The organism is Finegoldia magna ATCC 53516, from assembly GCF_000159695.1.
In the GTDB taxonomy this organism is placed as follows: domain Bacteria; phylum Bacillota; class Clostridia; order Tissierellales; family Peptoniphilaceae; genus Finegoldia; species Finegoldia magna_F.
The window spans coordinates 1,883,660-1,897,412 of the sequence record NZ_CM000955.1 but is presented as its reverse complement, the minus strand read 5'-3'; the positions used below and the strand labels follow the sequence as shown (position 1 = coordinate 1,897,412).

Annotated in this window: 13 protein-coding genes; 11 read left to right on the top strand and 2 right to left on the bottom strand. The window is 32.2% G+C overall.

What is annotated here, in order from left to right; translation table 11 throughout:
* Nucleotides 1-11 precede the first annotated feature (11 nt).
* From HMPREF0391_RS09090 to yaaA, 7 genes are all read left to right on the top strand, one after another.
* Entirely contained in the window at nt 12-1,775 is a 1,764-nt protein-coding gene (locus tag HMPREF0391_RS09090) for a V-type ATP synthase subunit A (RefSeq protein WP_035109631.1), read from the top strand.
* Nucleotides 1,775-3,163 carry a V-type ATP synthase subunit B gene (locus HMPREF0391_RS09085; RefSeq protein ID WP_002836810.1) on the top strand — a complete coding sequence of 463 codons (1,389 nt, stop codon included), beginning with the start codon at nt 1,775-1,777 and terminating at the stop codon, nt 3,161-3,163. Before HMPREF0391_RS09090 ends, HMPREF0391_RS09085 begins: the two co-directional genes overlap by 1 nt.
* Nucleotides 3,163-3,813, top strand: a complete 651-nt coding sequence (locus HMPREF0391_RS09080; RefSeq protein WP_002836809.1) for a V-type ATP synthase subunit D — start codon at nt 3,163-3,165, stop codon at nt 3,811-3,813. The genes HMPREF0391_RS09085 and HMPREF0391_RS09080 overlap by 1 nt, the downstream gene beginning before the upstream one ends.
* 297 nt (nt 3,814-4,110) lie before the next feature.
* Nucleotides 4,111-4,422, top strand: a complete 312-nt coding sequence (locus tag HMPREF0391_RS09075) for a nitrous oxide-stimulated promoter family protein (RefSeq protein WP_002836808.1) — start codon at nt 4,111-4,113, stop codon at nt 4,420-4,422.
* Nucleotides 4,412-6,139: an ABC transporter ATP-binding protein/permease gene (locus HMPREF0391_RS09070; RefSeq protein ID WP_002836807.1), complete on the top strand. Its 1,728-nt coding sequence runs from the start codon at nt 4,412-4,414 to the stop codon at nt 6,137-6,139. Before HMPREF0391_RS09075 ends, HMPREF0391_RS09070 begins: the two co-directional genes overlap by 11 nt.
* Before the next feature lies 1 nt (nt 6,140).
* On the top strand, nt 6,141-7,790 hold the full coding sequence (gene cydC, locus HMPREF0391_RS09065) for a thiol reductant ABC exporter subunit CydC (protein ID WP_002836806.1): 1,650 nt from the start codon (nt 6,141-6,143) through the stop codon (nt 7,788-7,790).
* 78 nt (nt 7,791-7,868) lie between these two features.
* Nucleotides 7,869-8,603, top strand: a complete 735-nt coding sequence (gene yaaA / locus HMPREF0391_RS09060) for a peroxide stress protein YaaA (protein ID WP_002836805.1) — start codon at nt 7,869-7,871, stop codon at nt 8,601-8,603.
* A 44-nt stretch (nt 8,604-8,647) separates the two neighbouring features.
* Here yaaA and HMPREF0391_RS09055 read toward each other — a convergent pair whose 3' ends face one another.
* Together HMPREF0391_RS09055 and HMPREF0391_RS09050 are read right to left on the bottom strand one after the other, a co-directional pair.
* On the bottom strand, nt 8,648-9,493 hold the full coding sequence (locus tag HMPREF0391_RS09055; RefSeq protein WP_002836804.1) for an AraC family transcriptional regulator: 846 nt from the start codon (nt 9,491-9,493) through the stop codon (nt 8,648-8,650).
* A complete protein-coding gene (locus tag HMPREF0391_RS09050) occupies nt 9,486-9,908 on the bottom strand; it encodes a Fur family transcriptional regulator (protein ID WP_002836803.1) in 423 nt (140 codons plus the stop codon). The genes HMPREF0391_RS09055 and HMPREF0391_RS09050 overlap by 8 nt, the downstream gene beginning before the upstream one ends.
* Nucleotides 9,909-10,030: 122 nt before the next feature.
* Between HMPREF0391_RS09050 and uraA the strand changes: the two genes are divergently transcribed.
* The 4 genes from uraA (at nt 10,031) to HMPREF0391_RS09030 (ending at nt 13,693) form a co-directional block, all read left to right on the top strand.
* Nucleotides 10,031-11,287 carry a uracil permease gene (gene uraA, locus HMPREF0391_RS09045; RefSeq protein WP_002836802.1) on the top strand — a complete coding sequence of 419 codons (1,257 nt, stop codon included), beginning with the start codon at nt 10,031-10,033 and terminating at the stop codon, nt 11,285-11,287.
* Between the two features lie 185 nt (nt 11,288-11,472).
* Nucleotides 11,473-11,928, top strand: a complete 456-nt coding sequence (tnpA, locus tag HMPREF0391_RS09040; protein WP_002835435.1) for an IS200/IS605 family transposase — start codon at nt 11,473-11,475, stop codon at nt 11,926-11,928.
* Nucleotides 11,929-12,126: 198 nt separating this feature from the next.
* A complete protein-coding gene (locus tag HMPREF0391_RS09035; protein WP_230454525.1) occupies nt 12,127-12,813 on the top strand; it encodes a response regulator transcription factor in 687 nt (228 codons plus the stop codon).
* The gene (locus HMPREF0391_RS09030; RefSeq protein ID WP_035109626.1) at nt 12,806-13,693 is read left to right on the top strand and encodes an ATP-binding protein; all 888 of its coding nucleotides are present in this window, start codon (nt 12,806-12,808) and stop codon (nt 13,691-13,693) included. The genes HMPREF0391_RS09035 and HMPREF0391_RS09030 overlap by 8 nt, the downstream gene beginning before the upstream one ends.
* Nucleotides 13,694-13,753: the final 60 nt, after the last annotated feature.

The window sequence follows — 13,753 nt, the reverse complement described above, 5'->3', positions numbered from 1 at the left end:
GAGAGCTTATATTGAAAGAAGGTAAAGTATTAAAAGTATCCGGACCTTTGGTAGTTGCTGAAGGAATGGAAAACGCAAGCGTATATGACGTTGTTGAGGTTTCAGACGATAAGCTCATTGGAGAGATTATTGAAATGAGAGGCGATAAAGCCTCAATTCAAGTATATGAAGAAACAACAGGAATTGGCCCTGGAGATAAAGTTATATCTACAGGTCACCCACTATCAATCGAATTGGGACCTGGTATATTAGAGCAAATGTTTGATGGTATTCAAAGGCCATTAAAATCATTGCAAGAAAAAGCTGGAGACTTCTTGTTAAGAGGAGTTAGCGCTCCATCATTAAACAGAGAAAAGAAATGGGAATTCAAACCTGTTAAGTCTGTAGGTGATGAAGTAGAAGCTGGAGATATTATAGGTGAAGTTCAAGAAACTGAAGTAATTGTTCACAAGATAATGGTTCCAGCTAATGTATCTGGTAAAATTAAATCAATTGAATCTGGAGAATTCACTGTTGATCAAACAGTTTGCGTTGTAGAACAAGAGTCAAAAGATATTGAAATAAATATGATTCAAAGATGGCCTGTAAGAAATGGTAGACCTTACAAAGAAAAGGAAGATCCAATCAAACCATTGATCACAGGTCAAAGAGTTATCGATACATTTTTCCCAGTTGCAAAAGGTGGTACTGCAGCAATTCCAGGACCTTTCGGTAGTGGTAAAACAGTAGTTCAACACCAATTAGCTAAATGGGCAGACGCTGAAATAGTTGTGTATGTAGGTTGTGGAGAACGTGGTAACGAAATGACAGACGTTCTTAATGAATTCCCTGAATTGATTGACCCTAAGACTGGACAATCATTGATGAAGAGAACTGTTTTAATAGCGAACACTTCAAACATGCCAGTAGCTGCCAGAGAAGCAAGTATCTACACTGGAATTACAATCGCTGAATACTATAGAGATATGGGTTATTCGGTAGCGATGATGGCGGACTCAACATCAAGATGGGCAGAAGCTCTTCGTGAAATGAGTGGTAGACTTGAAGAAATGCCTGGTGATGAAGGTTATCCTGCATACTTGGCATCAAGAATTGCTGATTTCTACGAACGTGCAGGAAAAGTAAAATGTTTAGGTAGTGATGGAAGAGACGGATCATTGACTGTTATCGGTGCGGTATCTCCTCCAGGTGGAGATATTTCAGAACCAGTTACACAATCAACACTTAGAATTGTAAAAGTATTCTGGGGTTTGGATTACGCATTAAGTTATATGAGACACTTCCCAGCAATAAACTGGATTAACTCTTATTCATTGTATCAAGATAAGATCGACGAATATTTGGATGGTAACGTAGATAGTAATTTCTCAGATTACAGAAAACAAGCTATGAAATTATTACAAGAAGAATCATCTTTACTAGAAATCGTAAGATTGGTTGGACGTGATTCATTAAGTGATGAAGACCAAATCAAACTTGAAACTTCAAAATCATTAAGAGAAGATTTCTTACAACAAAACGCATTCCATGAAACAGATACATTCTGTTCATTGGACAAACAAGCAAAAATGTTGGATTTAATCTTAACATTCCACAAGGAATCTTTGAGAGCTTTGGAAGAAGGAGCTTATGTATCTGAAATTTCAAAACTTGCTGTAAGAGAAAAAATCACACGTGCTAAAAATATTCCAGAAGATGAATTACAAAGATTTGAAGAAATTAAACAAGAAATTAAATCACAAATTACCGATTTAGTTAATGGAGGTGAACGTTAATGATTAAAGATTATAATTCAGTAACAGAAGTAGTCGGACCATTAATGGCGGTAGAAGGTGTAGAAGGCGTAAAATTCGACGAACTTGTTGAAATAGAATTACAAGATGGAGAAAAAAGACGTGGTCGTGTTGTAGAAATTGACCACGATGTAGCGATGGTTCAAGTATTCGAAGGTACATCAGGAATTAACTTACAAGAAACTACAGTAAGATTTTTGGGTAGACCTTTGGAACTTGGAGTATCTGAAGATATGATTGGTAGAGTATTCGATGGTTTAGGTAGACCAATAGATAATGGTCCTAAAATTATTCCAGAAGATAAAGTGGACATCAATGGTTCATCTATCAATCCAGTATCTAGAGACTATCCATCAGAATTTATCGAAACAGGCGTATCTACAATAGATGGTTTGAATACTCTTGTTAGAGGACAAAAACTTCCTATATTCTCAGGATCAGGTCTTCCTCATAACAAATTAGCAGCTCAAATAGCAAGACAAGCAAAAGTTTTGGGTAAAGATGATAAATTCGCAGTAGTATTTGCTGCGATGGGAATAACATTTGAAGAAGCTCAATATTTCATCGGAGACTTCAATAAAACAGGCGCTATCGACAGAGCTGTATTGTTCATGAACTTAGCTGATGACCCAGCGATTGAACGTCTTTCAACTCCAAAGATGGCACTTACTTGTGCAGAATTCTTGGCTTTTGAAAAAGGCATGCACGTATTAGTAATCATGACAGACATGACAAACTACGCAGAAGCACTTCGTGAAGTATCTGCTGCCAGAAAAGAAGTTCCAGGTCGTAGAGGATATCCAGGATATTTGTACACTGACCTTGCAACTTTATATGAAAGAGCTGGAAGAATCGTTGGAAGAGAAGGATCTATAACTCAAATTCCTATCTTGACAATGCCAGAAGATGATATTACTCACCCAATACCAGACTTGACAGGATACATTACAGAAGGTCAAATCATACTTTCTCGTGAATTATACAAGAAAGGATATGAACCTCCTATCAATGCTATCCCATCATTATCAAGACTTAAAGATAAAGGTATTGGTAAAGGCAAAACAAGAGAAGACCATGCAGATACAATGAACCAAATCTACGCAGGATATGCGTCTGGACTTGATGCAAAACAATTATCTGCAATCCTCGGTGAATCCGCGTTGAGTGATGCTGACAAAGCATTTGCAAAATTTGCTGAAAGATTCGAAAGAGAATATGTAGATCAAGGTTATTATACTGATAGATCAATTGAAGAAACTCTTAATATCGGCTGGGATTTATTAAAAGAAATACCACGTACAGAATTGAAGAGAATCAAAGATGAATTAATAGATAAATATCTTGGAAATGGTGAAGGGACTGATGAGTAATGGCAAGACTCAATGTCAATCCTACAAGAATGGCTCTTTCGGAGCTGAAAGCTAGGCTCAAAACATCTTCTAGAGGTCACAAGTTATTAAAAGACAAACAAGATGAACTTATGAGACAATTCATCGAAATGATCAAAGAGAACAAAGCTTTAAGAGAAAAAGTTGAAGCGAAACTTCAAAACTCTTTTAGTGATTTTCTAATGGCAAGTGCAATAATGAGCCCAGAGTTTTTAGATGAAGCGGTATCTTTTCCAAAAACAAAGGTAAATGTTGATATCGAAACTAAAAACGTAATGAGTGTTATTATTCCACAAATGAAATTTACTCGTGAAGGCGAAGCTGATTCTAGTGAGATATATCCTTATGGGTATGCACAAACATCACAAGATTTGGACTTGGCAATTGATTCATTGAATTCAGTAATGGATGAAATGTTAGAATTGGCACAAATCGAAAAAGCCACACAATTAATGGCGGATGAAATTGAACAAACTAGAAGAAGAGTAAACGCTTTGGAATATAGAACAATTCCAGACCTGGAAGAAACAATTAAATATATCAGAGCTAAGCTTGATGAAAATGAACGTGCTAATATTACAAGACTTATGAAAGTCAAAGATATTATCGCAAAGCAAGAAAACGAAGCTTAAATATAAGACTGGGTAAAATAATTTTAGAATTAGATTACTCAGTCTTTTTTGTTTTTTTTTGGATAAATTTTTTTAAAAATTTCGCATAAAATTATGATTAGTTATGTTGATAATATTTATTAGCTATGCTATTATTTTAGTAGTATTAATCTAAGTTTGAAGGATAAATGAAAAAATTTTTATCAGATTTAGTTATTTAATTTTTTGAACTATTTTAAAATATTGTTTTTTATTAAAAATCGCTTTTAATTAGAATTTTTTAAATATAAAACTTTATACTTGGAAAGGGACTGCTCAATGAAAATTACGACAGATTATAAGAAACAATTATTGGATATGATGTTTGATATTTACATAAAATACCATAACAGTGAGAAAGATTCGATGGAAAGCCTAAGGCTGTATTCTCACAATAGATTGGAAAATTGTCAGAATAAAGATAAAAGAAATTTTTGTTCATCATGTTCAATTAGATGTTTCAGCAAAAACAGAAGAGAAGATATCAAGAGAGTTATGAAATATTCAGGGCCGAGGTTGATTTTTTACAGACCATTAGCACTTCTCAGACATACATTTAATCACTTTTGGAGGAATTTAAATGATAAATAAAAGACTTATTGCTATGATGAAAGATTCAACAAAATATGTTTTGTACACTGTTTTATTAAACTGGATTGGGCTTGTTTTTAATATTATTTTTGTAATAACGATTTCAGGCGTTATTCAAAATATTTATGAAAAAAAAGAAATTGGAGACTCATTTTACATTTCTTTGGTTATTATGATTTTGACAATAATTGTAAGGTATTTTACAAGTTATAATAGTCATATTCTATCGCAGAAAGCATCTGTTATAGTGAAAAAAGAGTTGAGACATAAATTATACGAAAAATTACTTAGCTTTGGTACATCATATAACAAATTCGTAAACACGTCAGAATTATTGCAACTTGCAGTCGATGGAATAGAACAACTTGAAATGTATTTCGGTGGATTTTTACCTCAGTTTGGATATAGCATTCTTGCACCAGTTACTCTATTTGCGGTACTTATGTTTTTTTCTCCAAAAGCAGCTTTGGTGATGATAATAGCAGTTCCTTTGATTCCATTATCCATAGTAGCAATTATGAAATTTGCAAAAAAACTTTTGGGAAAATACTGGGGAAATTACGCAAATTTAGGACAGACATTTCTCGACAATGTAGCTGGTCTTACTACATTGAAGATATATCAAAGAGATTACGACTACGAGAAAAAAATGGACAGGGAAGCTGAAGATTTCAGAAGGATAACGATGAAAGTTTTGAGTATGCAGTTAAATTCCATTACCGTGATGGATGTAATCGCATTTGGAGGAGCTGCGATTGGTTCTATCATATCAATAGTTCAACTTGTAAATGGTCAAATTTCACTAAAATCTGCGATTATTGTGATATTACTTGCAGCGGATTTCTTCATTCCACTAAGGCAACTCGGTTCGTTTTTTCACGTATCAATGAATGGTATGGCAGCGAGCGATAAAATATTTAAAATACTTGATTCTCATATTGAAGAAAGAGGAGATAGTGAATTTCCGAGAGAACTATCTTCTATTAAATTTGAAAATGTGGATTTTTCATACGACGGAATTAGAAACATAATAAACAATTTGTCTTTTTGTATAAGTTCCAATTCTATTACTTCTTTTGTTGGAGAATCTGGTTCGGGAAAATCAACTGTTGCATCTCTTCTTCTCGGTATAAACAAAAGAGTTTCCGGAAAGATAACGTATGAAAATACCGAGCTTTTCGACATTAAAGAATCTGATTTGATGAAAAATGTGACGATAGTTTCGGCTAACAGTTATATTTTCAAAGGCAGTTTAAGAGATAATCTTTCTATGGGAAATGTAGATGTATCAGATGATGATATGTATACTATACTGAAAAAAGTAAATCTCTATGATTTTTTCGAATCTGAAAATTCATTGGACACAAAAATTAACGAAGCGGGCTCAAATCTATCAGGTGGACAAAGACAGAGATTGGCAATTGCGAGAGCCATACTAAAAGATAGCAAAGTATATATTTTTGATGAGGCGACATCTAACATAGATTTGGAAAGCGAAGAAATAATAATGAATCTCATAAATGAAATTGCAAAAGACAAAATTGTTGTGTTGATTTCTCACAGACTTGCAAATGTTACTTCATCAGAAAAAATTTACGTTTTAAAAAACGGAAATATTATAGAGCAAGGTTGCCATAAGCAATTAATCTCGAATGATGGTTTGTATAAAAAGATGTTCACAGAGCAATATAAATTAGAAAATCTAGGAGAAATATAATATGAGAAGAAGTGGATTTAATATTATGATGAAATTGATAACTCTTGTAAAACCGCTAATAGGGTTTATGTTTCTGGCAATAATAGCAGGAGTTATTGGGAATTTGGCAGCAATTTTTATCCCTGCATATTCTTCTTATGTAATAGCGAATATTGTATCAAGAGCAGATCAAATTAATTTGAATATGAGCTTCATATTGTTGTTAGTGCTGGCGATTTCACGAGGATTTTTGAGATATGTAGAGCAGTTGTGCAACCACTTTATCGCGTTTAAGCTACTAGCTATAATAAGAAATAAAGTTTTTAGAGCGCTTAGGAGACTTGCACCAGCAAAGCTAGAAGGAAAAGAAAAGGGAAATCTTATTTCTCTTATTACAAGCGACATAGAACTTCTTGAAGTTTTTTATGCACACACTATATCGCCAATTTTTATCGCTTTTATCACAAGCGCTATAGTTGTTTCGATTTTATTCGCATACAGTGTTAAAGCTGCAATTTTTGCGATGATTTCATATTTAATTGTTGGGCTATTTCTACCTATTTTTTCTTCAAAAAGTGGCAAGAAGGAAGGGTTGGAATTGAGAAATGAATTTGCAGATTTAAATTCATATCTTTTGGATTCTTTGAGAGGAATGAAGGAAGTAATACAATACTCTTATGGAGAAAAAAGACTCGACTACATTGATGAAACCACTGTGAAACTCAATAGAAAACAAGAACGTATAAAAGTTTTTGAAGCACAAAATAGGGGTTTTACAACATCGATTGTTGCACTTCTTGGTCTTATTATGTTTGTAATTATGAAAAACGAAATGGTAGCTATCTTCGATATAAATAAATTAATTGTAGTCACAGTTCTTTTTATGTCCAGTTTTGGGCCGGTGATAGCTCTTTCAAGTTTGTCGGCAAATCTTAGAAGCACTTTTGCCAGTGGAGATAGAGTGCTAAACATACTTGAAGAAAAACCTCAAGTTCTCGAAGTTTACGACCAAAATAAAACGTATTTTAGTGATTTGAAAATTGAGGACATAACTTTTAGCTATAATGATGAGATTATTTTGAATGATTTCAACCTCAGTTTAGAAAATGGCGAAAAATTAGCGATTTTTGGAAAAAGCGGCTCTGGAAAATCGACTCTTTTGAAACTTATAATGAGGTTTTGGGATGTCGACAAAGGCGAGATTAAAATATCGGACAGAAACATCAAACAAGTCAACACAAAAGATTTGCGTGACATAGAAAATTATATGACCCAAGAGACGTATCTTTTTCAAGGTAGCATACTAGAAAATATTAAGATAGCAAAAAAAGATGCGAGCTTGAATGAGGTGATAGAGGCTTGCAAGAAAGCATCGATTCATGATTTTATTTGCTCGCTTAAAGATGGATATGAGACAAATGTCGGAGAACTCGGAGAAAAATTGTCCAGTGGTGAAAAGCAGAGAATTGGTCTAGCGAGGGTTTTTCTACACGATGCGCCATTATATATCTTAGATGAGCCAACTAGTAATTTAGATGCGTTGAATGAGGGCATTATTTTAAATGCGATTTTGAAAGAAGAAAACAAATCTATGTTAATAGTGTCCCACAGGAAATCTGCGTTGAATATCGCTGATAAGACTATTGAGATAAAGACAAAAAGAAATTCGTAAAGATTTGATTGAGTAGATGAAAATTTCTTACGAGCGATTTTATCATGAGTGATTTGAAAAAATGAACAGGAACGGATAATGAAAATTATAATTTCACCAGCGAAAACATTTAAGATTAGAAAATTAAAAAAAGAGAATATTGATTGTTTATTTGAAAATAAGAAAAATGCGCTAGTTTCAATAATGAAAGAAAAATCCATTGAAGAATTAAAATCAGTCTGGAAATGTTCTGACAAAATAGCAAACGAAAGTTACAAGCTATATGAAAATTTTGATTCAGCACCAAAAGGTTGTGCGATATTAAGCTTTGATGGAATTCAATATCAGTACATGGATGTTGACTCATTGGATGAAAAACAGCTTGAATATCTGGAAGAACATCTTAGAATATTATCAGGACTTTACGGAATACTTCGACCGTTAGATGAAATATCAAAATATAGATTGGATTTCGAAGATAAATTAATAAATCTGTATGAATTTTGGGAAGATGAAATAAGAAATCACTTTAAAGGTGAAGATATAATCGATTTGGCATCAAAAGAGTATGGACAAAATATTTACAAATACTTAGATAAAACACCTGTTAAGATTGATTTCAAAGAAGAAGTATTGGTAGATGGAGAAATTAAGTTAAAGACAAAAGCAACTCCTTCCAAGATTCTTAGAGGTAGAATGGTAAATTATATGGCAAGAAATAATGTTGAAGATATTGAACAATTGAAGAAATTTTCTTGTGATGGATATAATTATTCTGAAGATTACAGTGATATAAATAAGCTTGTTTTTGTGAAAACAAAAGAGTCCGATTAAGTAAAAATAGACTTTGTTTGTAACATGTTGATGTTAAACAAAGTCTATTTTTTGATTTTTTTTATTTTCGTTTTGTATTTGTTTCTATAATCGTTTGGGGTAACTTTTACTACTCTACGAAATGCCTGATCAAAATAAGATTGTGAATTGAATCCACAGAGTTTTGCTATATCATTGATTGGCTTGTTTGATGTTTTTAATAGCAACATCGCAGATTCCATTCTTCTGTTTAGCAAAAATTGCATTGGAGTTTTACCATAATGATTTTTGAATTCGTGGATTAAATGTGACTTAGAGACCATAAATTTTTCTGAAATAGAATCTAGTGTGATTTCTTGGTTGAAATTTTCATAAATATAATCTTCGACATGTTTAGTAAATGAATCTTGTGCAGGATCATCCATTGTGAATTTCAAATCGCCACGTCTTTGAATTTCTGTAATCAAAATACTTATCAAACAAGAGCACACTCTTTGGTATCTAAATCTCTTATACTTGGCTTCTTCCAAAATTTTGTTGATATAGTACAAAATTACCATATCACGGTCGTTGATGTGATTGTGTTTGATACTAAGCACTGCCTTATCTTTTTGTTCTGTATCAAATGATACTTCAGAAATAGCCAGTCTATAGAACTCAAAACTTTCAGATTTAGAAATTTCTGTTATTCTGGAGCCTTGATTTACGATTAATACATCAAAAGGTAGAATTTCTATCTTTTTGTCATTTACAATAAAAGTTCCATTTCCTTTAAGACAATAGTACATTTGATAGAATGGGAGAATCCCTCGTTTTATTTCTTCCTTCATTTTAAGTTCGGTTTTAGAAATAAACAATAACTTTATGTACAAATCATCTCTAGGTTCAATCTTGTAAAACTCACTATTCATTTTCTTTATCCAAACATTCCTTGCATATTCCGTTAACCAAAATATTTGTTGAATTGATTTTGAATCCTTTTAAATCAGAGCTTTCCACATTATTATCCATATTAAAATTGTAAATCTTGCCACATTTATCACATTTAAAATGTCCGTGAGTTTCTGTCGTTATGTCGTATCTTAGCTCTGAATTATCGATGTTAAGTTCAGATACAATACCAGCTTTTGCGAAGACTTTAACCGTATTATAGATAGTTGTTCTAGATAATGTAGTCAATTTAGGAGCTAAATTTCTGTAAATATCATCTACAGTTGGATGAATATGATGATTTTCCAAATAATCTAAAATTACAATTCTTTGATATGTAGGTTTAATACCATTGTCTAGTAATTTTGTTCTTAAATAATTTCCGTTGTTTTCCATAATAATTTCCTTTCAAATAACGCTTTTTATTATACCAGCTAGAAGATATACAAGTCAAACCACTTGAAATATATTTGACTTCAATGTAGAATATATAGGATAAAAAATCAAAGGAGTGTTTTATGAAAAGAATTATTGGAGTAGACGAAAAAGTATCTCCAAAGATGCTAATACCTCTAAGTATTCAACATACTTTCGCTATGTTTGGAGCGAGTGTATTGGTGCCTATAGTTTTGGGGATTAATCCTAGTATTGTTTTATTGATGAACGGTATAGGTACACTGTTATTTATTTTGATAACAAAAAGAAAAGCACCGGCGTATTTGGGAAGTAGTTTTGCCTTCTTAGGACCAGCAACTATAATAATTGGACAATCGGGATTTCGTTATGCACAGGGAGCTTTCGTTGCAATAGGACTTATTGGATGTATTTTAGCATACATAATTTATAAATTTGGAACGGATTGGATTGATGTTGTTTTGCCACCTGCTGCTATGGGAAGTGTTGTAAGTTTGATAGGATTTGAACTTGCGCAAGCAACTGTTTCTGGTGGGAAGATCGGTGCAAATATCATGACAGATACGAGAACTACAAATGATGTTATAGTTTTCTTGGTTACATTGTCAGTAGCAATCTTAGGTTCTGTTTTGTTCAAAAAATTCTTAGCTACAATACCGATATTAATCGCAATTATAACAGGTTATATTGTAAGTGTAGCATTAAAAATGGTTGATTTTACACCGGTGATGCAAGCATCGTTATTTACATTACCTAAATTTCAACTTCCAATATTTGACCTAAAATCAATAATCACAATGCTACCTGTAATATTAGTAATAACAAGTGAACACATTTCACACCAAGTAGTTACAAGTAATATCATAGGAAGAGATTTATTAAAAGAACCTGGTCTTCATAGATCGATTTTTGCAGACAACTTTTCAACTGCATTATCTGGATTTATAGGAGGAGTTCCAACTACAACTTACGGTGAAAATATCGGTGTAATGGCAATTACAAAAGTTTATTCAGTGTATGTAATAGCAGGAGCTGCTTGTATATCAATTTTGATGGCATTTATTGGACCATTATCAGCACTTATTTCATCAATACCAGGAAATGTAATCGGCGGAGTAACATTCTTACTTTACGGAATGATTGGTACAAGTGGTATCAGATTATTAGTAGACCAAAAAGTAGATTACTCACAATCCAAAAACTTAATATTAACATCTGTAATATTTGTAACTGGACTTTCAGGATTGAAAATAAACTTCTTGGGAGTGTCATTATCAGGAATGGTTCTAGCATCAGTTGTTGCAGTAGTGTTGAGCTTATTATTCTATGTGTTTGATAGAATGGGAATAATGAACGACTAGTAAAGATTAGTGGACTTTTATAAGTTCACTAATTTTTTTATTTGATGACTTTAGTCAGTTGAGTTCGCTTGCGAACGAAACAATAAACTACCCGCTATGCGGGTAGGCGTTCTTAGGTTATACCAAAAAAATCACCAAGTATTATAATAGAGTTGTTCAGACCTAAAATAATAAGAGGTGATTTTATGGCAAATAAAACTAATTCATTGTCTCACACAAAATGGATGTGCAAGTATCACATAGTCTTCACTCCAAAGTATAGACGAAAAGTGATATTTTATCAATATAGAGAAAGTCTCATAGAAATATTCAAATTACTTTGTAAATACAAAGGAGTAGAAATAATAGAAGGGCATATGATGCCAGATCATGTACACATGTTAGTAAGCATTCCATCCAAAATATCAGTATCAAGTTTTATGGGATATTTAAAAGGGAAAAGTGCTCTAATGATGTTTGACAGACATGCGAATTTAAAATACAAATTTGGCAATCGTCATTTTTGGGCAGAAGGATATTATGTGAGCACAGTGGGATTGAATGAAAAGACAATAGCAAAATATATAAGAGAACAAGAGCAACATGATATAGCACTTGATAAATTGAGTGTAAAAGAATATACAGATCCGTTTATGAAATAGAAATTAAAAATCCCTTTCAGAGATAGGCTAAAGTGGCAAAAACAGTTAGGTTTGAACGGAGTGAAAACCAGCGCCTTGAGACGCTGGTTGGTATCACTCGGGCTTATAGCCCTTGAACAAACCACCCGTTTTACGGGTGGTCATGATTGGAAAATTGCTATCGTATCATTTTTTCACAAGTTTATGTATAATTTTAGTATGAAGGTTTTAATTATAGAAGACGATAGAATTATTTTAAATTCACTTAAAAAATATTTAGAAAATTGGGAATACGAAGTGTTCACAAATTCTGGAATAAATATTATGGAGGATGTCAAAAACATAAAGCCAGATATAATTTTGATGGACATTATTCTTCCTAGTTTTAATGGATATTTTTGGTGCGAAAAAATACGAAATACTACTGATATTCCAATAATTTTCATATCTTCAAAATCAGAGGATTTGGATATAATAATGGGAATGCAGATGGGTGCTGATGATTATATTACCAAGCCATTTAATTTTGATGTACTTATGGTAAAAATCAACGCCGTTATGAAACGATATTATGGCAATAACATCATCAAGAGCGTTTTGGAGTTTAATGATGTCATGCTTTTTGTGAATGAATTCAGATTGGAATTCAATGAGAATAAAACTAACCTCACAAAAACAGAAATGCTAATTTTAAAGTCGTTATTCGAAGCAAAAGGTGAAATAGTAACAAGAGAAAAATTGATGGATCAGTGTTGGCAAAATGATTTTTTTATAGATGATAATACATTGGCTGTGAATATCAATAGAATCAGAAAAAAATTAAACAAACTTGGCTTGGAAGATTTCTTGTTGACAAAAAAATATTCGGGATACTATTTAAATGACGGAAGAGATCAAAATGAGTAAGTTAATGTGTTTTTTGAAGAAAAACCTCAAGTCTATTTTATTTTTTGTATCAATAAATGCTATTTATTTTATGGTCTGTTATTTGAACAATGTTGATATAAAAGTGTTCGTACAAGGCTTTGAAATATGTTTGATAGTATTTTTAATTTATTTGGTAATTAAATACCTAGATTTTCAAAAAGACTTGTCAAAAGATGAGAAAATAGAAGATTTGGAAATGCAAATTGAAAATAATAGAAATCAGTATATTTCATGGCAAAAAGATATCCAAGAATATTTTTCTATGTGGGTACACCAGATTAAAACACCGATAACTTGCTTGGAAATTTTGACAGAAGATAATACAGAAATGAAAATGCAACTTAAATCAATCGACAATTACACGAATATGGCTATAAATTATTTGAAGCTAAATTTGCACGAAAAAGACCTGGATATAAGCGTTGTCGATGTGGATAATTTGCTGAATATTTTAGTCAAAAAATACTCACTTTTGTTCATCAACTCACATATTAGTTTGGATTTTAGAAAAAATGGCTTAAAATGCATTACAGATAGCAAATGGTTAAGTGTTTTATTGGAGCAAATCCTATCTAATGCGATTAAATATTCTGAAAATTCACAGATTATCATAGATTCATTCAAAAAAGATAATGATGTCGTGATTTTAATAGAAGATCACGGAATAGGAATTCCAGAAGAAGATATCAATAGAATTTTTGATAAAGGATATTCTGGATTTAATGGAAGATTAAAACAAAAATCAAGTGGTTTGGGATTGTATTTGGCAAAATCTATAGCAGATAAACTGGAAATAACTTTGAAAGTCGACTCTGTCGTAGGTCAAGGTAGTAAATTTTATATAATTGTGAATAACTAATCTTACAAATTTGTAAGATTGAATGATTTTTGTTAGTTTAGATAAATGCTACTTTTTCTA